The organism is Pseudobacteroides cellulosolvens ATCC 35603 = DSM 2933, assembly GCF_001262605.1.
Classification (GTDB): Bacteria; Bacillota; Clostridia; order Acetivibrionales; family DSM-2933; genus Pseudobacteroides; species Pseudobacteroides cellulosolvens.
In genome coordinates this window covers 6,061,133-6,080,400 of sequence record NZ_LGTC01000001.1, presented here as the reverse complement: position 1 = coordinate 6,080,400, position 19,268 = coordinate 6,061,133, and the positions used below count along the sequence as shown (strand labels likewise).

At 34.7% G+C, this 19,268-nt stretch carries 18 protein-coding genes; 10 read left to right on the top strand and 8 right to left on the bottom strand.

The features are described from left to right. Positions 1 to 87: 87 nt before the first annotated feature. The 5 genes from Bccel_RS25200 to Bccel_RS25180 form a co-directional block, all read right to left on the bottom strand. Positions 88 to 2,499, bottom strand: coding sequence for a M56 family metallopeptidase (locus Bccel_RS25200; RefSeq protein WP_050753842.1), 2,412 nt, complete (start codon positions 2,497 to 2,499; stop codon positions 88 to 90). Next, positions 2,492 to 2,875: a BlaI/MecI/CopY family transcriptional regulator gene (locus Bccel_RS25195; protein WP_036943569.1), complete on the bottom strand. Its 384-nt coding sequence runs from the start codon at positions 2,873 to 2,875 to the stop codon at positions 2,492 to 2,494. The genes Bccel_RS25200 and Bccel_RS25195 overlap by 8 nt, the downstream gene beginning before the upstream one ends. Before the next feature lie 264 nt (positions 2,876 to 3,139). After that, positions 3,140 to 4,708, bottom strand: a complete 1,569-nt coding sequence (locus tag Bccel_RS25190) for a rhomboid family intramembrane serine protease (protein ID WP_036943567.1) — start codon at positions 4,706 to 4,708, stop codon at positions 3,140 to 3,142. A gap of 148 nt (positions 4,709 to 4,856) precedes the next feature. Continuing rightward, positions 4,857 to 6,227: an S-layer homology domain-containing protein gene (locus Bccel_RS25185; protein ID WP_050753841.1), complete on the bottom strand. Its 1,371-nt coding sequence runs from the start codon at positions 6,225 to 6,227 to the stop codon at positions 4,857 to 4,859. 193 nt (positions 6,228 to 6,420) lie between these two features. Continuing rightward, on the bottom strand, positions 6,421 to 7,824 hold the full coding sequence (locus Bccel_RS25180) for a VWA domain-containing protein (RefSeq protein ID WP_036943565.1): 1,404 nt from the start codon (positions 7,822 to 7,824) through the stop codon (positions 6,421 to 6,423). Between the two features lie 877 nt (positions 7,825 to 8,701). Here Bccel_RS25180 and Bccel_RS25175 point away from each other — a divergent pair. From Bccel_RS25175 to Bccel_RS25135, 9 genes are all read left to right on the top strand, one after another. Continuing rightward, a complete protein-coding gene (locus Bccel_RS25175; protein ID WP_036943563.1) occupies positions 8,702 to 9,418 on the top strand; it encodes an MBL fold metallo-hydrolase in 717 nt (238 codons plus the stop codon). Between the two features lie 442 nt (positions 9,419 to 9,860). Further along, entirely contained in the window at positions 9,861 to 10,097 is a 237-nt protein-coding gene (locus tag Bccel_RS25170; protein WP_036943561.1) for a hypothetical protein, read from the top strand. Between the two features lie 78 nt (positions 10,098 to 10,175). Next, positions 10,176 to 10,622 (top strand): GNAT family N-acetyltransferase, encoded by a 447-nt coding sequence (locus tag Bccel_RS25165; RefSeq protein WP_036943559.1) that lies wholly within the window; start codon positions 10,176 to 10,178, stop codon positions 10,620 to 10,622. A 134-nt stretch (positions 10,623 to 10,756) separates the two neighbouring features. Next, a complete protein-coding gene (locus Bccel_RS25160) occupies positions 10,757 to 11,083 on the top strand; it encodes a DUF3795 domain-containing protein (protein WP_036943557.1) in 327 nt (108 codons plus the stop codon). A gap of 154 nt (positions 11,084 to 11,237) precedes the next feature. After that, on the top strand, positions 11,238 to 11,873 hold the full coding sequence (locus Bccel_RS25155) for a CatB-related O-acetyltransferase (RefSeq protein ID WP_036943555.1): 636 nt from the start codon (positions 11,238 to 11,240) through the stop codon (positions 11,871 to 11,873). A gap of 216 nt (positions 11,874 to 12,089) precedes the next feature. Continuing rightward, positions 12,090 to 12,425 (top strand): sulfurtransferase-like selenium metabolism protein YedF, encoded by a 336-nt coding sequence (gene yedF, locus Bccel_RS25150; RefSeq protein ID WP_036943553.1) that lies wholly within the window; start codon positions 12,090 to 12,092, stop codon positions 12,423 to 12,425. A 76-nt stretch (positions 12,426 to 12,501) separates the two neighbouring features. Further along, the gene (gene selD / locus Bccel_RS25145; protein ID WP_050753840.1) at positions 12,502 to 13,491 is read left to right on the top strand and encodes a selenide, water dikinase SelD; all 990 of its coding nucleotides are present in this window, start codon (positions 12,502 to 12,504) and stop codon (positions 13,489 to 13,491) included. After that, positions 13,492 to 14,601 carry a tRNA 2-selenouridine(34) synthase MnmH gene (gene mnmH / locus Bccel_RS25140; RefSeq protein WP_242857045.1) on the top strand — a complete coding sequence of 370 codons (1,110 nt, stop codon included), beginning with the start codon at positions 13,492 to 13,494 and terminating at the stop codon, positions 14,599 to 14,601. A gap of 347 nt (positions 14,602 to 14,948) precedes the next feature. Beyond that, positions 14,949 to 15,227, top strand: coding sequence for a sigma factor (locus Bccel_RS25135; protein ID WP_050753839.1), 279 nt, complete (start codon positions 14,949 to 14,951; stop codon positions 15,225 to 15,227). A gap of 19 nt (positions 15,228 to 15,246) precedes the next feature. Here Bccel_RS25135 and Bccel_RS25130 read toward each other — a convergent pair whose 3' ends face one another. After that, the gene (locus Bccel_RS25130; RefSeq protein ID WP_036943551.1) at positions 15,247 to 15,837 is read right to left on the bottom strand and encodes a dockerin type I domain-containing protein; all 591 of its coding nucleotides are present in this window, start codon (positions 15,835 to 15,837) and stop codon (positions 15,247 to 15,249) included. A 162-nt stretch (positions 15,838 to 15,999) separates the two neighbouring features. On the opposite strand from Bccel_RS25130, the gene Bccel_RS25125 reads away from it, so the two are divergent. Further along, positions 16,000 to 18,162 carry a substrate-binding domain-containing protein gene (locus Bccel_RS25125; protein ID WP_036943550.1) on the top strand — a complete coding sequence of 721 codons (2,163 nt, stop codon included), beginning with the start codon at positions 16,000 to 16,002 and terminating at the stop codon, positions 18,160 to 18,162. Between the two features lie 35 nt (positions 18,163 to 18,197). Here Bccel_RS25125 and Bccel_RS29850 read toward each other — a convergent pair whose 3' ends face one another. After that, positions 18,198 to 18,434 (bottom strand): hypothetical protein, encoded by a 237-nt coding sequence (locus Bccel_RS29850; RefSeq protein ID WP_160317755.1) that lies wholly within the window; start codon positions 18,432 to 18,434, stop codon positions 18,198 to 18,200. A gap of 430 nt (positions 18,435 to 18,864) precedes the next feature. After that, positions 18,865 to 19,077 carry a hypothetical protein gene (locus Bccel_RS25115; RefSeq protein WP_036943546.1) on the bottom strand — a complete coding sequence of 71 codons (213 nt, stop codon included), beginning with the start codon at positions 19,075 to 19,077 and terminating at the stop codon, positions 18,865 to 18,867. Positions 19,078 to 19,268: the final 191 nt, after the last annotated feature.

Sequence of the window (19,268 nt, the reverse complement as noted above, 5' to 3'; positions counted from 1 at the left end):
ATTTTCATAGTATATATGGATTTATTAAACTCGTTTAAAACAAAATTGTAGGACAAAACACAATATTATGTTTACAAGTTTTTACATTCAATATCCCTGATCGTCTATGAGCCACGGAGAATTTTTATCCTTACGGACTAGAATCACATTCCAATCTGAATAATCACCCTCATTAAGTGGGCCAGTAACAACCCCCTTCGGGTAATGGACGTTATATTTCACTTTAAACACGATCACATTTTCCACATTTGTACCATTTATTTTTCCTCGGCCATTTTGAACATAGCTGTATCTCATAGGATCATCAGAATTACCTTGGCTTGATATTAATGTAACGGTTTCATCACCATACAATCTTACATTTGGACCACTGTATCTTGGTGTTAAGGTTTTTAAAATAGCTTTTTCATCCTTTGCCTTAACGGCACGAAAGTATTCTTCAATGACCGCACTTGCTGCCATAATCTCTTCGTTAGAGAATTCTTGCTTATTTATATTATTTGCATCGTCTATAGCCTTTATATCAATATTCTTACCTTCCAAAACACCAAGAAGCCTGTGAAGGTCTTTACCTAGTACAAAAAGATCCCCATACCTTTCATAATCGCTCCGCAAGAAAGTAAATTTCGAGTCATATTTTGCTTCATCAAGCTTTCCATCAGACGGTGATTTGCGGAATGCAAATGTCACCTTATCTACATTATCAATCATACAAAATAAAACCAGTGCATTCTTCTGCAGATTGGAATAGCTTCCATCGCCTCTTTTTATAAGCGGCCATTCACTAACATATGTGCCGTCATATTTAAGTTCATAAAACATAGTCAGTCCATAGGGTCGCTTATTTGTTTCCAATGAAATATATCTTTGATTAAAACTTTTTTCGGGCGGAGGCAAGTTTTGTGCCAAATCCGAAACCTTGGGTGCATCACCTACATAAGGTGTTCTGAACTTTGAAATCCGGTTTAAATCAAAGGTCATCATATCAACTCGAACAACAAAATAATAACTCACCTGCCCTCTATCTTTAAACCCCAGAATAACTTCATATATATATTCACCGCTATCAATCGGTGCCTGACAGTATAAAACCCCATTCATTATACTTGTTTCAGGAGACTCAAACTGTACCTTTTTGCCATCCTTATAAACCTTAAGACTCTTTAATGTGAAATCATATTTCCTGTCAATTTTTAATTTTTGTGTGCTTATTGACAATTGCTGTCTTGAGCTTATGTTAACTACATTGTCAGGCTTGTATTTCATATCAAGCGGACTTACCGAGTCAGCATGAACAGAATTCCATGAATAGGTTCCAATTACTGCTGTCTTTGTATTTTCATATTCAGCACTAATATAAATATTTGGAGTATTAGCACTCATTCCAATACCTGCTCCTAAATACAAGGCACCTGCTATAACGGATACAAATAGAACTACAGATAGAAGTATTATGGCTTTTGACTTCTTTTTATGATTCATTATGGCTATAAGTCTATCCTTGAGGCTCTTTTTTTCTTCATACATGGTTGCTTGTAATGCTCCTATATGATGTTTACCAACTGCTGCAACATCTATAAGGGTATCCCCATAGTCCTGCTTTTCTTTTTCACTTAGGCTTTTTATGACAGCTTCGTCGCAAGCTAATTCGCAGGCATGGTTGATTTCCTTCCTTACAAGGTACATCAGAGGATTAAACCAGTGAATGGATTGAGCTATCGTTGTCAGCCACTTTACTGCTATGTCAAACCTCTTCATGTGGTTAATCTCATGAAGCAGAATATACTTAAGCTGCCTTTCCGAAAAGTCTATGTCGGGAATGATAACCATAGGGCTAGCTACGCCAATCAGCATTGGTGTTTCCACATATGGATTTAGAAAAAGTTTCAGCTTGTAACGTCCATTTAATAAGTTATTTAAAACCTGGTTTTGCTCATCAGTTGTCGGTATATTTGATTTTTTTATTTGCTTTATGAATCTTATGTATACTGCCAGATTGTAAATTAAAACTGTTAATATTCCTAATATCCAAATATATAGGGCATATCTGTTAAGGAGATCTTTTAAGTTTGCAATAAAATGTTCCCAACTTATTGTTTGACTATGAGCCACATTTCCATGAAAGCCTGAAGTTTGGGCCTCTACAGATGAATTAGATGAATTATTTGATTTCGATGATTCTGATAATTCTGATAAATTGATTGAATAGTTGGGGTCGGTTGAATCTAAAGTTTTGTCTATGCTGTCTGAATTTTGGGTTATAGGATTCTGAGAGCTTATGGGATGATTTATTACATCGCGATTATAAAACAACTCATTAATAAAGCTGCTTTCAAAAGAGAATGGTAATAAAAATCTAAAAACAACTACTATCCAAAGTAAAAATTGTATGGATTTTGATACTTTATGCCTTATTAATGGTTTCAATACAAGTACAAACAAGGCAAGAATGCTGCCGGACAATGAGAGGGACAACACAACCTTAACGATTTCATTCATCCTTATCACCTACTTTAAACATATTCCGAAGCTCATCAATGTCCGACTTATTCAGTTTCTTGCTTCCTACTAAGGATGCCACTAGCTTTTTGGCACTGCCTGCAAACAAACGATCAATCAGGTTTTGGGTAGAGTATTCATTAAATTCAGCCTCACTAACAAGAGGCTTGTAATAGAATACTTCCCTTTTTATTGCCAAAACAACGCCCTTTTCACATAGCCTCCGAAGCAGTGTCTTAATTGTGGAAGTTTCCCAATTACTGTTTTCCTCCAATATTTTTCTTATCTCCGCAATAGGAAGCTCGCATCCTGCTTCCCATAATACTCGCATTATTTCTGCTTCTGAATCTGTTATTTTTGCTGCTAATGAACCCATATCATTACCTCCTTAAAGGTTACAGTTGTAACCCATTATCAGTTTACAACTGTAACCTCAATATGTCAAGGTTCTTTTAGAACAAAGTCGCTTGCATTTCTGCAGCTTTGATGCTACCGCAAGAGATTAATGAGCAGCATAAACTGTAATTTCACAGACATAAAAATAATAGCAGGTAAGATTTTTCACCTCACCTGCCTGCTATACAGTTTTATATAGATTTACATTTAAATCAATAAATAAGTTCTAATACATTAAACAATATCAATAACCCATATTCCGTAAAATACTATCAATATTTGATATAATCTCCTTACTTCCTCCATTACCCTTATCACTCATTAATTTCTTTGCTTCAAGCAGCTCATCCCTGGCCTTTTCAAACTGTCCCATATCATGGTAAAGCAATCCTAAAATATAACGTCCGTTCGTTGGATCAATCTCAACCAATTTTTTTGCATTCTCGACAGCATCATCAAACTCCCCTGTCATTCCCTGTGCTTTTGCCAAAGTCCAATATACCGATATTCTATTTGATTCACTCTTTGGGTTTAGTGCTAAAATTTCTTTGCCAGCCTTTATTACCTCATTCCAATTCTGGTTTTTATCAAGTTCCTCCATTTCATTTACCTTCAAGGTTATTTTACTTTCCGGATTACCAAAACCATAGAAAAGGCTTGATACAACTATCACTATAGTTACAGCGATGTAAATAAATCTATTTAAGTACCACTTGGTTTTATCTGAAGCTGAAACCGCACCTGTAGCTAAAAACCCACCTATAAGACCACCAATATGTGCAAAATTGTCAATTCCCGATCTTGAAAAACCATATGCAAGGTTAATAAAAATCATAACAAATACATTAGCACCAAAATAAGCTTTGAAAAGTGTAGGCCTTTGCAAACCGAAATAAAGCAGTGACCCAAGCAGGCCGAATATAGCACCTGATGCTCCAGCCCCCAGGCCCATTGAAAACAAAAAGCTTGCAATATTCCCCATAATACCTGCAATTAAGTAAACTGCCAAAAACTTCACATGCCCGAATACTCTTTCCACAATGTTTAATGCATACAACGAATAGCAATTGAGTACAAGATGGGGTATATCAAAGTGTAAAAATACTGGAGTTATAAACCTCCAATACTCACCTGATAATATATGTGTATTTTCTTTTGCACCAAACTTAAGCAGTAATTCATTAAAATTTGTGCCTGATTGTGCCGAATATAAGCTCAATGCAATCCATATTATTACATTCAAAGCTATTAATGCATAGGACAGAATAGGTGTCTTAGCTTCTAACTTAATGTGAAACTCATTCCTTTTTTGCATTACAACTTCTTCGATATCAACATCTACGATTTCTCTAGATATCCCTTGCTTCATTATAGCTTTTATGTTCTTGCTTATTCCCTCATCGGTGAGAGGCAATTTAAAATACCTTTCAACTGACTTGTTTTCCAGGTTTACACTTAAGCATTTGATATATTTCCTATCTTTTGCTTTTTGATACTGTGCTGCTTTAATTACATTCAGTTTATCCTGCTCGGGATATGAGCTAAAAATGAACACCTCATAAATATATTGTGCAATTCCTTCTTCTATCTGGTAAATAATGTTTTGGTTTCCTCTAAGTCTTTCTTCAATCTCCTCGCTTGTCAAACTATCTCCATCCAATAATTCAACAATAACTAATGCTCCATAAGCATCCTTTGTAAGAATATTTATTTTATCATATATGCTGTATTTACCTTCTGCGTCCTGCAAAGGCATGAAATCACGGTCTTTAATTAAAGCTTGTAATAATGAATAAGTAAACTCTCTTTTCATCTGCCACCTCTAATTTAAATTAATTGCCCTAAATTCTAATAAAAGTATTACTAATCTTTTCATATATTTATAATTTATTATATCATTGATTTTGAGTAAAATTCAGGCATTTTATAAAAAACTAATTATATACCTTTTTAAGGAATGACTAATATACCCATACAGTAGTACCTGCGGGAATATAAGTATAAATCCACTTGCTGTCCTCAATTGACAATCTAATACAACCGGATGATGCTCTTTTGCCTAATGTAGGATCCTTTATATTTCCATACGAATCTAAGGAGATTGAATGGAAAAGGTAGTCCCCGCTAAATTCCACCCAATACTTGGCACCACTCCTATATCTGGGGTTGTAGAACCAGTCTCCTCTTCTAGATACAGTAAATATTCCTCTGATGGTTGGCGACTCATTTTTACCTGTTGCACACTGAATCGTTTTATTTAGCTTCCAATTTCCCTTTGATCCTGAAAATACATGAGTCAATTGCCTGTCAATATCAACCCACACAAAATATGGAGCATTGCTGGCAAATCCCTTATAGTTTACAAACCCTTCAAGCTGCTCCTTTGTCATCTTATTGGTATTCGTAGGCGGATCAGGGGGTATTGAAAGCACCTTTCCAGAAACCCATCCCTTGACATTGCCGTAGGATACATAAAACCACTGCGTATACATACCGTAGATAATTTCTACCTTAGTACCTTTATTCACTGTTCCTACAACGTTATACGGTGCATAGTATGACGAAAATAATTTTGCATTTTCAGTGACTTGTGCTATAACAGCCGATGGCTTAACAAGAGTATTGTACAATTCTTGTGTTCTGATTTCTTCTTTTTGCTTTGCAATTAATTTTTCCTGCTGCACCAACTCTTTATGTGAATTTTTCTTGTATCCATTGGAGTTTTCCATATAATCAATAGCCCTGACTATAGCTGCACTTGCTTCAGCCCTGGTTACATTGGAATAAGGCTTAAAATATCTTTTTCCATCTTTAATGCTTCCCATTATCAAGTATTCATGAAAAGCTGTAGTGGATACCTCATTGGAAATATCATCGAAAGGACTTTTATCATTAACATATTGAACATTCAGCATAGACAGTATCATAGACGCCATTTCAATCCTTGTAATTAGCTTATCAGGCATGAAGCTACCATTATATGTACTTTCAGGAATTATTCCATTGGCTATTGCAGTAGACACATAATTGTCAGCCCAATGATCCTTTATGTTGGAGTAGTCATGCCCATTTTCAACAGGTATTTTGAATGCATCCAATAAAATCTTAACAAATTCAGCCTTTGTAGTATAGTTGTAAGGCCTGAATGTGTTATCCGGAAAACCTGAAATTGCTTTTAAAGAATTTAACCTTAGAACCGGGGAATAAAACCAATTATTCGAGTGTATGTCACTAAAGCTATTGTTTATATCAGCTGTAACTTTTGCAGGCATGCATAAAGCCGGAATAATAAGTGCCATTGCCATGACTGCCTTTAATCTTTCTTTTCTCATTACCAAATATCTCCTAACCTTTATATAGCATTTAATATGATATCATGCAAAAATCCATTAGTCAAAAAATGATTTTAATCAGTCAAGAGTAAAAAGCACGCGTATATACAAACAAAAAATATGCGAATAGCTGACTGTTCGCATATTTTTGTGTAGTTATATATAGACTTATATCAGTGAATTGACCATATTATCAAATCAGACCTTTCTCACTGGCCTGTTTCAGCCATGTCGGATACTCTTTCATTAACAAATCATATAATTCCTCATCTGAAATGTTTGAAGGATCCTCTACACTAAAGAAGTTTGCATTATCAATCAATCTTCCCTGAAGGTTGTCCAATTCCTCCAAAAATCTGAAATCACTTGCAGCAAGACTTCTAAAGAACCCTCCTATTCCTTTTGTTTTCACATCCTTGGAAGACTTTCCTATTGCCATATACTGCCAGAATATACCTTCATATGAAGAATCCTGCAAGTTAGCACATGTCACATCTTCATCAAATGTAGCACCGTCAGTAACAAACATTACGTATACAGGATATTTTGCCTTTGTTATTTTGCGATTAATACTGTTTGGAAAGTAGAATTCTCTGATAATCTTCATAGCCTTGCCGTAATAAGTTCCTCCTTCAAGAGGATATCTTTGTGTAAGAGATGTTATATAGCCATTAAAATTATCAATACTAAACTCCCCCGCTTCATGAGCTTTGGCTCCGAACAGGAACACATCAATAGATCCATCATCATCAAACTTGCAACCAAGAGCTAAAATTCTTTCAGCAAAATTTTGAATTTTGCCGGATTTGTAAAGAGAACTCATAGAGCCTGAAATGTCCAAGCAAAGAGCAACCTTGGCAGTATGATTCTCCAATCCCGCTTTCTTTAAAGAAACTGTTGCTTTCTTAGCGAGGGAAAGAATTTGCGGTGCCCTTTCTTCCATTTTTTTCTCAAGCTTTATCCTCTTTTCAAGGTTAACAGTTTGTCCTACTGGTATAGAGTTTTGTTTCTCTGCATCAGAGCTCTGTGCTGTTGCTTGTTGCATCGGTTGCTGTACCGGCTGTTGCACCGACTGCTCATCCGCATCCACCCCGCCGAAATGCTTTAGCAAGGCACTTAGTCCTCCATCAAAGCCATCACCCACTACTCCGACTCTCCATACATCCTTAAAATATATTTCCGAAATTATTACCGCCCTTTCATTCTTGAAATCCTTATTATTAAATTGGTAGCTGACCATTTTTTGTCCATTAGCAGAAATATGGAATTCTCCAGATACGATATCCGACATTTTATCTTCGCCGTCAATTGTCGCAGTAAAAACAAGGTTTTTAATTGTAGAAGACAGCATTGAAAGGTTTACTTTGAAGGTTCCCCTGTTTTGCTTGTTTTCTGTCATTTCTAAGCTTTTCTCAGGTGAGCTCATCTGGTTGTAAAATATCATATATCTATCGTCAGATAACTGCTTTTTATCATCCAGCCCAAAACAGGTAATATCAACAGTCATTGACGCATCGATAAATACTCCTACTTCAAACACTTCTGAGCCTACAACATCCAGAATCTTTGCCTTTTGGCCTTTAATCATACTATTCATTCAGGTAATCCTCCGTTTTATTCTATAATCACTACAATTATTGTTCCGCCCAATTGTTGTATCCATTATATTTCTTAATTTGAAAATACCTTATTTTATAAATTATATCAAACTCTGAAAAAGTTGTAAGCGTGTTTATATATAATTTTAATAGTTCTTTAGAAGCACTGTATAGCCATTGCGTTTTCCAGTACATACCTATTTAATCAAGCTTTTTATATTGCCTGTTGTTTACATATAGAGAGTTTTACAACTTGTTATACTCCTTTCGTTAGCTAAAATACTATTAATTACCTTTAAATCATGATAAAATGCAATTATAAAAAAATTACATGAATGGATATATTGAATATGACATAATCAAAATAGTTAGTTTATTTGTCTTATTTACTAAAATCGGATGCAGGTTGCGGTATCGTGTCGCAGGTTTTATAAGTTTGGCTTCAAAGGAGGAGAAACATGAAGTTAGAATTTAAACCATACAGAAATATTACAAATTATTAGTAGATTACATTCCTTCTTTATCCAATTCAGATAAAAAGCCAAGATATATTATTCTAAATATTGATTCTATAAGAACAGAAGCTGAAAAAAGCAACATTGTGGTGATTTTAAAGATAAGAAAAGCATTGTAGAAAAGAATAATAAATGGGAGCATACAAATGAACAAAGATGGGAAAATAAAAGCATAAATAATGAACCACTACCAAAGAATGCTGAAATAATTCAGGCTCTTTCTGGGGGTGGAAATACTAGCGGAACCGGAAATCATACGAAAATCTGTGAGCTAACAGCGAAATTGCAGAACCTACCCCATCTTATATGTTATCTGTGTGCAATTAAATATTGAATTACTAAATGAAATTCGGAGGATAGAATGAGTATTATAAAAATTAAGTTGTTAGGAATTGGTAGTCTTGAAATTAAATTTGAAGATTTTAGCGTATTTATTGACGCTTTCAACAATTATTTAACTCCACCTAAATTAAGTAGTAAAGATATAGTTTTATTTAGTCACAGTGATGGAGATCATTTTAGTGCTCCAAAAATTCTTAACTCTACAACTAATAATCTAATAATTGGACCACCTAGTATAGCTTATCCATTATTAGCAAATACAAGCCTAAATCCGGATTATTTAAAAATAGTATACCCACCAAATATAAGTAGTCCTATCGAACTAGAGGTAGACAAACTTAAAATAAAAGTGTATCAAACAAAGCATTTTATTGATTGGGAACCAGACCATATTAGTTTCTTGCTCAAGTATAAAGAAAAGAAGATATATATCACTGGTGATAGCCATGCGTTTTATTTTGAAGACCCTGAAGTATATAATTTAGATGCTTTGGTTTATAGTTTGGTAATCAAAGATATGGTAATGGGTAAAATGTGCAGTAGAGAGGCCTCTAATCTACATATACAGGAATTGGGTGAAATTCAAGAAAGGTTAAAACCCAGATACATAATAGGTAATCATTTAATTAATTGTGACTGGACAGTAAATGTTAAAGATATAAAAAATGAAATAGAAGGAAGAGAAGTTAGAAATATAATAATTCCAGAATTCTGCTATGAAGAACTGCTTCTGTGATTTTGACTCCTCACAAAAATATACCTGCAAGAATGATTTGTGGGATTTTTTATTAATAAAGAAGGGAAAAGAACAAAAATCGGTGCGTCACAGTCCTATTTCATGCTATAATCCCCTATTGCAAAACATATAGCTAAAATAGATAAAAATTACTTGTATGATGCTATTAATTTTTGTATTGTCATATTAACTATCGTTGAATCATGATAAGATAAAATTACGAAAAAAAATTACTTGAATGGATATATTAAATAAAGCATAACCGAAAATAGTTCGTTTATTTGCTTTATTTATATGTAATTAGTTGTTATTGAATCCATCCATAGATGCAGTTTAGTAAGAAAAGCTTCGAAGTTTTTCTTTGGAGGATAAGAAAATGTCAGATAGTTCATTACAAAGTATTATTGGTGATTGATCAAGTCATGTTTTTGGATTAGCTCAGATGTATGATATTGAGTTGGATTATAGTGAGAATAGTGTTGAGAAGGTTGAACAATTGTGTGAAATTATTCATCAGCAAATTATTTCAAACCAAAATACTAAAGTTATTACTATACATCTTAAGAGTTTTGAATGTTACCCCATTGGTAAGGTATATAAGAGACTTAAGAATGGCGATGAAGGTAATATTGAATTTTATTATAAGGTGTGTAAGAATCAAATATTGCAACAGAAGTAGTTTTGGAGATTTAGTTAATCTACATATGTTATTTATTGTGAAATAAAATCTTTTATATACTATGAGAGGGGAATTTGTATGAAAACAGGATATACTTGCACTTTTGCAGAACTAAGTGATGTTGAAGATTGGATACGGCTGGTTGATGTTGTAAAAGATAATTTTCCGGGTTTAGTAATGCAAGATTATCGGCAAATGCTTGTAAAGAATATCAACCGGCAAAGTGCAATTTGTGTAAAACATAAGGAAACAATAGTTGGTATATTAATATATTCACTTAAGCAGAAAACCTTATCATGTATGGCTGTACATCCAGGCCATCGACAAATGGGAATTGCAACAGCAATGATTGAGAAAATGATTACAATGTTTCCGGAAAATTCAGAAATATGGGTGACTACATTTAGGGAAGATGATCCAAAAGGCCATGCACCAAGAGCATTATATAAGAAAATGGGGTTTGTCGAAGACGAACTTGTAATGGAATTTGGATATCCTAATCAAAAATTTATATTTCGAAAATAAGCGGGGCCTCCCCAAAAAAGCCCGAGAAATGCCGTCGCAGATGCCGACATTATACTACATATCTGCTATCGGGGTCTAGCTTTTTGGTCTATCTAAGATTAAGTTTTTTAGCATGATAGGAGGCGTGATTTTATATGAAAAAATATAATGGTTTTGTACCTCCTTGTGGAATTTATTGTGGAGGATGTCCCAATTATTTAAGATATAAAAATCCATGTTTAGGTGCAGAAAAACACTGCAAGGAAAGAAATTGTAAAAGTATTTATGTGTGTTGTAAAGAAAAAAAAGGATATGAATTCTGTTTTGAATGTAAAACGTTTCCTTGCAGTAGATTCAAAAAGTTTTCAGAGAGTTGGATTAAACTTGGACAAGATTTAATATTAAATCAGCAGCAATTGAGGATTATGGGAGTAAAAAGGTGGCTTGAGAATTGGAATCAAAAGAATATAACAAAAGAGTAAAAACAATAGTATATATGTTAAACATATTGTAAGTAGGAATACAGATTATGATCAAAGTTTACTTTTAATATAATTGAAGGATGGTGATAATGTGAAAAAGTGCATTGTAATTACTGGAATAGTTTATTAAATAATAAAACTTAGGAGGATCTATATGACTATTCCAGATAAAAAAATATACCCCAGAACAAATGACTCTGAAACAATATATTTGAAAGATACAATTACAAATCCCAATATTATAATTGGCGATTATACTATGTATAATGATTTTGTGTCTGACCCCATGCAATTCGAAAAGAATAATGTGCTATATCACTATCCCATAAATAAAGATAGATTGATTATAGGCAAGTTTTGTTCCATAGCTTGTGGGGCAAAGTTCCTTTTTACAAGTGCCAATCACACTCTTAAATCACTTTCAACTTATCCATTTCCATTATTTTTTGAAGAATGGAAATTAAATAAAGAGCATGTAAAGTCTGCATGGGATAATAAGGGAGACATTGCAATTGGTAATGATGTTTGGATAGGATATGAAGCGGTTATCTTATCTGGCGTTCATATTGGTGATGGTGCAATTATCGGAACACGAGCAGTTGTAACAAAGGATATTCCTCCATATACTGTTGTTGGTGGTATTCCTGCGAAAGAAATCAAAAAGCGTTTTAATGATGAAACTATTAATAAATTGCAGCAGATACAATGGTGGGATTGGTCTTTTGAAAAGATACAACAATTTTTACCCTATATAATGAATGGGGAAATTGATAAACTGTTCTTTGAATAATTCTTCATTGAAGGTTATAATAGAAGCTATCTAAGGTCAGTGGGCGTTGTGGACACTTAACAATATAAGCAACCACACGCTTTGCCTGGCCATAATTGATCTGAATTGGTAGAAATGGGACGGAGTTCTTGATTTACTCTATATATTGGTCTTATTTTTTGCTATAATACAATGTTGTACAAACGTATTTGCATTTTATCTTGGGGAGGACACTGAATGAAAACAGCAATTATTATAAATAATGAATCTTTTGGAAAAGGTGATGATGAATTAGGCATAAAGCTTTTAGGTGCTTTTTTAAGAAAGCTTTGGGCATCTGAGAAATTACCCGATGTTATCATATGCTATAATTCCGGTGTAAAGATTATGGCTAAAGGCTCCGCAGTTTTGGATGCTTTGCATGGTTTATCGGAAAAAGGCGTTGAAATTATTGCGTGCGGCACATGTATTGACCATTATGACCTTGGAAATAGTATTGAAGTTGGAAGAAGATCCGATATGGGCGAAATCGTTTCAATTATGATGAGTTATAATAAGGTTATAACTGTTTAAAAATATATGATTTGTGTTTTTTCTGCAACATTGTGATATAATATTGGTCGACAATAATTTGACAGAGGGTAATGTTATGGAAAATATTAAATTAACTGAGTATAGCCATGGAGCCGGTTGTGGATGCAAAATATCTCCGGCTGTATTGGATTCAATATTAAAAGGAACAGAAAATACTATCGCATATCCCCAGCTATTGGTGGGAAACAGCAGTAAGGACGATGCAGCAGCTTACGATCTGGGTAACGGTACATCTGTTTTAAGTACAACTGATTTCTTTATGCCAATCGTTGATGATCCGTTTACTTTTGGAAAAATTGCTGCCACAAACGCAATTAGTGATATTTATGCTATGGGCGGCAAACCCCTTATGGCAATTTCCATTTTGGGGTGGCCTGTTAAAGTCCTATCAGCCGATATTGCCAGGCAGGTAATTGCAGGAGGCCGTTCGGTTTGTGATGCTGCGGGTATTCCTCTTGCTGGAGGACATTCAATTGATTCGCCCGAGCCAATATTTGGACTGGCTGTTACAGGTATTGTCGATAATGAGCGGTTAAAGCAAAATAATAAAGCAGTTCCAGAGTGTGAAATATTTTTAACCAAGCCCCTGGGAATCGGTATTTTAACAACCGCACAAAAAAGGAAAAAAATCGAACCCGGGCATATAGAACATGCAGTTGAAGCAATGTGTACCCTTAACAAAATAGGTGCAGAAATATCCGCATTAGAAGGCGTCGTTGCACTAACTGATGTTACAGGCTTCGGACTTTTAGGCCATTTAGGTGAAGTGTGTGAGGGAAGCGGCATATCCGCAACAATTTATTACAATGAAATTCCGTTGCTTCCAAACACTAAAAAATATCTTCAATTGGATTGTGTCCCCGGAGGAACAATAAATAACTTCAAAAGCTACGGGCATACTGTCGAAGAAATATCAGAAGAACAAAAATGTATTTTGTGCGATCCTCAGACATCGGGGGGACTCCTTGCTATTGTTAAAAAAGAGAATGTTCCAGCCTTCCTTGAAATTACTGGTGCTCAGGAGAAGCTGATTAGGGTTATATAAATGGATATGTCAAATTTAATTAAAAATATAACTGATGATTATGAAAAAATAGTCTTAAATAAAATACCACTCATAGATGTACGTGCTCCTATTGAGTTTATTAAAGGTTCTTTTTTAAATGCTGTCAATTTACCCCTTATGAATGATGAAGAAAGGCACCTCGTAGGAACCTGCTATAAGGAAAAGGGCAGCGAAGAAGCGGTTAAACTGGGGCATCAATTGGTATCGGGCAAAACCCGGCAGGAAAGAATTGATGCATGGGCATCCCATCTAAATATATACCCTAACAGCATAATTTATTGCTTCAGGGGAGGCTTGCGTTCTTCTATTAGCCAGCAGTGGATCTATGAGACCACAGGAAAGGAAGTTACGAAGCTCCATGGCGGATATAAAGCTTTCAGAAACTACCTCATTGACCACCTTGTCCCGCCGGAACAAATTGTGCCTTTGGTACTGGGTGGTTTAACAGGTTGTGGTAAAACCGTTCTACTTAAAAAACTGGATAATTCTATCGACCTGGAAGGCCTTGCAAATCATAGAGGTTCGTCGTTTGGCCGGTATGTTACACCTCAGCCCACCCAGATAGACTTTGAGAATAACCTTGCATATGCCCTTATCCGGCATAAACACAGGGGTTATAGTAAGCTATTACTGGAGGATGAAAGTGTAAACATCGGCAAATGCATAATTCCAAAGCCACTCTACGCCTACTTTAGAACTGGAAATTTGATATTGCTGGATATACCCTTTGAAGAGCGTCTTATTAATACACATAATGAATATGTAATTGAATCTCAAGAAGAGTATTTAAATGAATTTGGTGACCTTGGCCTGTCCAACTGGTTCGAATACATAAGTGGCAGTATGAGTAGAATTAAAAAAAGGCTTGGCGGCGACCTATACAACCGTGTTATTGACTGTTTACAGTTTGCATATCAAAAACAATTAGAGTCAGGTGATGCTACCGCTCACAAAAATTGGATAGAAATTTTGCTTAAGGAATACTACGATCCTATGTATGATTATCAGATACAAACCACTACAAGGAAAATCTTATTTAAAGGTAATACAAATGAGGTGCTTGAGTACTTGGCAACAACTCAAATATAACTTCCGCTTTTGACCGTATCTAAGCAAAGCCTTTAGATATATGGATTTGTTCTTCTAAATCCCCCCTTTCCACAAATCTATAAAAACATCTTAAAAATATTTATAAAAATTCCGAAATTAACTATAAAATTCTGGACTTAAAAATACAAAGCAATTCGAATTTATAGCAAAAACTCAATTTATAAGTATATCTTAATATATTGAAGAGTTTACAAACTGCTCAAGTGACTACTTAAATGGAATTGAACAAAATGGCCTGCGATTTTGTCAATCTTAACCATTATCGTGAGAAATTGTGGTGTATACATCATAATTTCCTAGACATAAAAAATTGTCGGGGGAAAGATATGCTATTTATTTGGACTTTATTCGAATATACCAGTGAGACAGCTGCTAATATTGTTAAAAAAATACAAAATGGTGATAAACAATTAAGAGAAAAATTTATTCGTGACTATATCCCATTTATAATAAAAATCATTTCAAGTTTCTATTCAAAGAAGCTATTTGACGTTGAAAATAGAGATGAATATAGTATTGGTCTAATAGCTTTTGATGAAGCTATTGAAAAATATGATACCAGTAAAAACAAAAGCTTCTTAAGTTTTGCCTGGTTTGGCCGATAAAAATGCAACTTCTTTACAATCATTTAATTATCCTACCTTCAACCATAGGAGCATTATCACTGCCTTTTGAACTTCCGCCTATATATGCACCACCATGAATTGCAACAATTACCGGATATGGGCCGCTAATTCCACTAGGAAGGAAAATATCCAATGTCTGTGTTTTGGATACAGTACTATAGGGAACATCAAGGTATTTGTTTTTTATTTGTGATGTATCCATATTCATACCGCTAATGGGTACTCTTATTTGCACTGGAGTAGCTGAAGTTCCCTTTGTAGGTGTTGGTGTTGGCTTATTAGTTGGAGTTGGAGTAGGTGTATTTGATGGAACAGTTACTGCTTTATTAAAATTACCGGCAATAATGATTACATCAGCCATATTTATTACACCATCACTATTTAAGTCACAGGAAGGCCGATATTTGTTGTCTCCAGCAATTGAGTTAAATATAACGCCCAAAAGAACCACATCAGCAATGTTAACGATCCCGTCATTATTCAAGTCACCTGAACCTGCTGCACCAGATGAAATACCTCCTTGTGTTAAACATGTAGCCAATATGCTGCACATTAGCACCCAGTAAACTAATTTCCTTTTGATTTTCATATTGCATTCTCCTCCTAAAAAATAAATAATAATTAATTTAATTCGTGCAATGAATTCGAAAATAACCGTATTTTTATGTCCACAATTTCAAATTTCATATTAATTTTATTGTAAATTTACCGAAATATAAGTAAGACTTAAATAAGGGAAGGTGCATTAACTATGGCAAAACCGCATGGCATCAAGACCAGTAATCGTGTGAGAAATGTACTTTGTGCTCTTGTAGTTTCCATGGCCGTTATTTTATTGTTTTTATTGTCATCTGTTTTTTGGATAGATAATAATGAAACTTTTGTAACAGTCCATATTGCTTCCTGTCTAATAGCTTTAGCCATAACAGGATATCTGGTATTTTTCCTTGTAAAGTTTCACAAGGGTATTGATTTGATAAACTATAATGCAAATTTACTTGCTAAAGGAAGCCTTAATATCAGTGATATTTTATCTAGTAAGACAAAAGGCCTTGAAACACTATGCATAGCCTTTAACGATATGAAGTCCAACTTATTGAGCTTTACTGAATTAACCAAAACTAACATTGTAGTAATTTCCGATGCAATAGACAAGGTCTCAAAAAGTGTTAACAACAGCTATAAAGGTAATGAGCAAATTGCTGCAAGCATGAGTAACGTAGCAGACAAAGCTCATGAACAGCTAAAAATCGTAAAAGATACATTAGATAGTATTTATAATGTCAATGAAAGGGTTGTTTCAATTGAAGCCAGCCTGGCAAATATTGAAAACCTTGTTAATTGCATGGTGGATTCTACTAATCTAGGAAGTAAAAACCTGGATGACTATTATAGCCAAATGAATGTTATCGCAAATAATCTTACCAGTACATCAGGCTTCATTGACAATTTGAATTCAGAATTGAAGGAAATTCATCAATTGGGAGAATTAATAATAAATATAACTGATCAGTTGAAAATGCTTGCGTTTAACGCATCCATTGAATCTGCAAGAGCAGGAGCCAGCGGTAAGGGTTTTTCTGTTGTAGCTGCCGAGATGACCAACCTATCCGATCATACAAGACAAAGCATTACTAAAATCAAAACACTATTAAGCAATGTATCAGAAAGCAGTGACAATGTTAAAAACAGTATTACAAGCTGTATTGAAAGTTATGACATAAGCAGAGAATTGTTTTCTACTATAAAGGACTCATTTTATAAGATCAAAGAAAATGCTGATATATTAAGTGCTGATACAAAAAAAGTATATTCCGAAGCAAGTGTTATATCCCAAAGCACCCATGAAGCTGAGGAAAAGGGTCAGAACCTTTTTAATACATCCAACAAAATTTCTTCAGAAACTCAGGAAGTTGCAGCTGTTACTCAGGAAGAACTTGCAGGTGCGGAAACAATAAATAACAATATTTCATCATTAAAGAATATGCTTAGCGGAATTGAAAGGTTGGTTAGACGATTTAAAACTGCTGTAGTTCCAGTGGAAGCAGTAAGTAAGAAAAAGCTTAAAATTATTTTTTTAAGCCCACTAGATCATGAATTCTGGGTTGGTGTAAGACAGGGTGTGCTGTATGCACAAAAGGAATTGGCTGCAAAAAATACTGAAATTGAATATATTGGTTTTACTCAAAGTAATACTGGCGAGAGAATAGCAGAGACCTTTGCAGAGTACTTGGATAAGGGCTGCGACGGAATTGTTTGCCCCGGATTCACTCTGGAACTCGTTCCTCTAATTGACAGAGCATCACAAAAAAATATACCTGTAATGCTATTTAACTGTGATTTACCAGTACCTTCAAAGAAAACAGCATACTTTGGACCAAATATAAATGAAGCTGGAACTTTAGCCGCTGAATTTATGATTAAGGCACTAAACGGTAAGGGAAATGTAGCTATCTTCAGAGGAAGTCTTGCTATATCAGTTCATAAAGCACGAACAGAAAAAATAAAGGAACGTTTAAAAAAGCTCAGCAAAATTAAAATCGTCGAAGAAATGGAAGCCTCCGATAACCACGATGTACTTTACAATGCAGTTAAAGGCTACTTAAGCAAAAACCCAAACGTAGATGGTATTTTCACAACCGGAGGCGGAATAACTGGTGCAGCAAAAGCTATAAAGGAACTGAATCTTGTTGGAAAAACCAAAATTGTATGCTTTGATTTTGACAAAGAGATTTTTGAATGTATAAAAGAGGATATAATATATGCAGCCATTGGTCAAGACCCATTCGGCCAGGGTCATGATCCCATTATTTATCTCTACAATTATCTTGCAGCCAATGAAAAGCCTGAAAGTGACATAATCTGGACAAGGACCGATGTAGTTGATAAGCACAATGTTAACGATCTTATATAAACCAGAGACTTCAAAAGATATCCATAGGCATTGAATTAATACTTGTGGATATTACAGTATTGGCTTGCTATCGTAGTACTTGTTTTTGTTGGTGCAGGTGTACTTGTTGGCACAGGTATATTTGTTGATGTTGAAACTGTAGGTGTAGGCGGGATAATTGTGTCAGATAATATTTTGAAAGTTCCATCTGCTGCGAAACGTCTGCTCCCATCGTTTTTAACCAGTGCAAAATCGTTATTGGCATCAATTCTTATAAAGAAGTCCATCAGCATTATAGTATAATTTTTCTATGCACAGAACGTCTATAACCGCCATTAGGTAATGAACCGTTATGATAAATAAAGTAGAATTGATTGTTAAGCTCAATTATGCCTGGTGATTAGTGTTGCTTGTTCCTGTCAAACCCATAATTATGCCTCTATACGTCCAAGGGCTAACTAAAAGCACTTACAGCAAGTGGTCTACCGCGGTCAGTTCAATTTTTCATATCGATTGATGAAAAGCATCGCCAATCACGCATAACATAGGACTCTAGGCCAACTGCCGCCTCATCATGCCCATTATAAAGATATACTGTCCCATTATGCACCAGAGCACCCTACTACAAAAAAAGTGCAGGTAAACAATAACTGTTTGGTATTGTCTACTTGCACTTTAATAGTACCGCTTCTAATTTTAAGCCTCCCAAAAACTTAACGTATATTATCTCATTATTATTGATTTAGCAAGCCTTGCAACCTTATCTCCTGGGGGTTCCGGCTGAGGATTAAAACCAACCAAGGTTCCTGGATTTACATACTTAATTATCTGTCTATCTGCTGGCGGTTCTGGCTGAGGGTTTATTGCAAATGCACTTACCACATTTACAAGTACCATTGCAGCCGTTACTGAAATCACCAATAAACATTTCTTCATGTTAACACCTCCTGTAAACAGCAAATTTTCCCCACACCTATAAAGTTATGGTCTGTACTGCTTATATCGTGATTATATAACATAACAACCTGTATAAAATGATTATAAAGTGAAATGTCATTTTTTGATTATGAAGTGTAGTATTTTATCCTTGAAATGTTGATTGAAACATAAATTACAAATAGAATTCT

Excerpts from the sequence above, each read along its gene's own strand:
- Bccel_RS25200 (WP_050753842.1), bottom strand. The coding sequence starts at position 2,499 with ATGAATGAAATCGTTAAGGTTGTGTTGTCCCTCTCATTGTCCGGCAGC.
- Bccel_RS25195 (WP_036943569.1), bottom strand. The coding sequence starts at position 2,875 with ATGGGTTCATTAGCAGCAAAAATAACAGATTCAGAAGCAGAAATAATG.
- Bccel_RS25190 (WP_036943567.1), bottom strand. The coding sequence starts at position 4,708 with ATGAAAAGAGAGTTTACTTATTCATTATTACAAGCTTTAATTAAAGAC.
- Bccel_RS25185 (WP_050753841.1), bottom strand. The coding sequence starts at position 6,227 with ATGAGAAAAGAAAGATTAAAGGCAGTCATGGCAATGGCACTTATTATT.
- Bccel_RS25180 (WP_036943565.1), bottom strand. The coding sequence starts at position 7,824 with ATGAATAGTATGATTAAAGGCCAAAAGGCAAAGATTCTGGATGTTGTA.
- Bccel_RS25175 (WP_036943563.1), top strand. The coding sequence starts at position 8,702 with ATGAGTATTATAAAAATTAAGTTGTTAGGAATTGGTAGTCTTGAAATT.
- Bccel_RS25170 (WP_036943561.1), top strand. The coding sequence starts at position 9,861 with ATGTATGATATTGAGTTGGATTATAGTGAGAATAGTGTTGAGAAGGTT.
- Bccel_RS25165 (WP_036943559.1), top strand. The coding sequence starts at position 10,176 with ATGAAAACAGGATATACTTGCACTTTTGCAGAACTAAGTGATGTTGAA.
- Bccel_RS25160 (WP_036943557.1), top strand. The coding sequence starts at position 10,757 with ATGAAAAAATATAATGGTTTTGTACCTCCTTGTGGAATTTATTGTGGA.
- Bccel_RS25155 (WP_036943555.1), top strand. The coding sequence starts at position 11,238 with ATGACTATTCCAGATAAAAAAATATACCCCAGAACAAATGACTCTGAA.
- yedF (WP_036943553.1), top strand. The coding sequence starts at position 12,090 with ATGAAAACAGCAATTATTATAAATAATGAATCTTTTGGAAAAGGTGAT.
- selD (WP_050753840.1), top strand. The coding sequence starts at position 12,502 with ATGGAAAATATTAAATTAACTGAGTATAGCCATGGAGCCGGTTGTGGA.
- mnmH (WP_242857045.1), top strand. The coding sequence starts at position 13,492 with ATGGATATGTCAAATTTAATTAAAAATATAACTGATGATTATGAAAAA.
- Bccel_RS25135 (WP_050753839.1), top strand. The coding sequence starts at position 14,949 with ATGCTATTTATTTGGACTTTATTCGAATATACCAGTGAGACAGCTGCT.
- Bccel_RS25130 (WP_036943551.1), bottom strand. The coding sequence starts at position 15,837 with ATGAAAATCAAAAGGAAATTAGTTTACTGGGTGCTAATGTGCAGCATA.
- Bccel_RS25125 (WP_036943550.1), top strand. The coding sequence starts at position 16,000 with ATGGCAAAACCGCATGGCATCAAGACCAGTAATCGTGTGAGAAATGTA.
- Bccel_RS29850 (WP_160317755.1), bottom strand. The coding sequence starts at position 18,434 with ATGCTGATGGACTTCTTTATAAGAATTGATGCCAATAACGATTTTGCA.
- Bccel_RS25115 (WP_036943546.1), bottom strand. The coding sequence starts at position 19,077 with ATGAAGAAATGTTTATTGGTGATTTCAGTAACGGCTGCAATGGTACTT.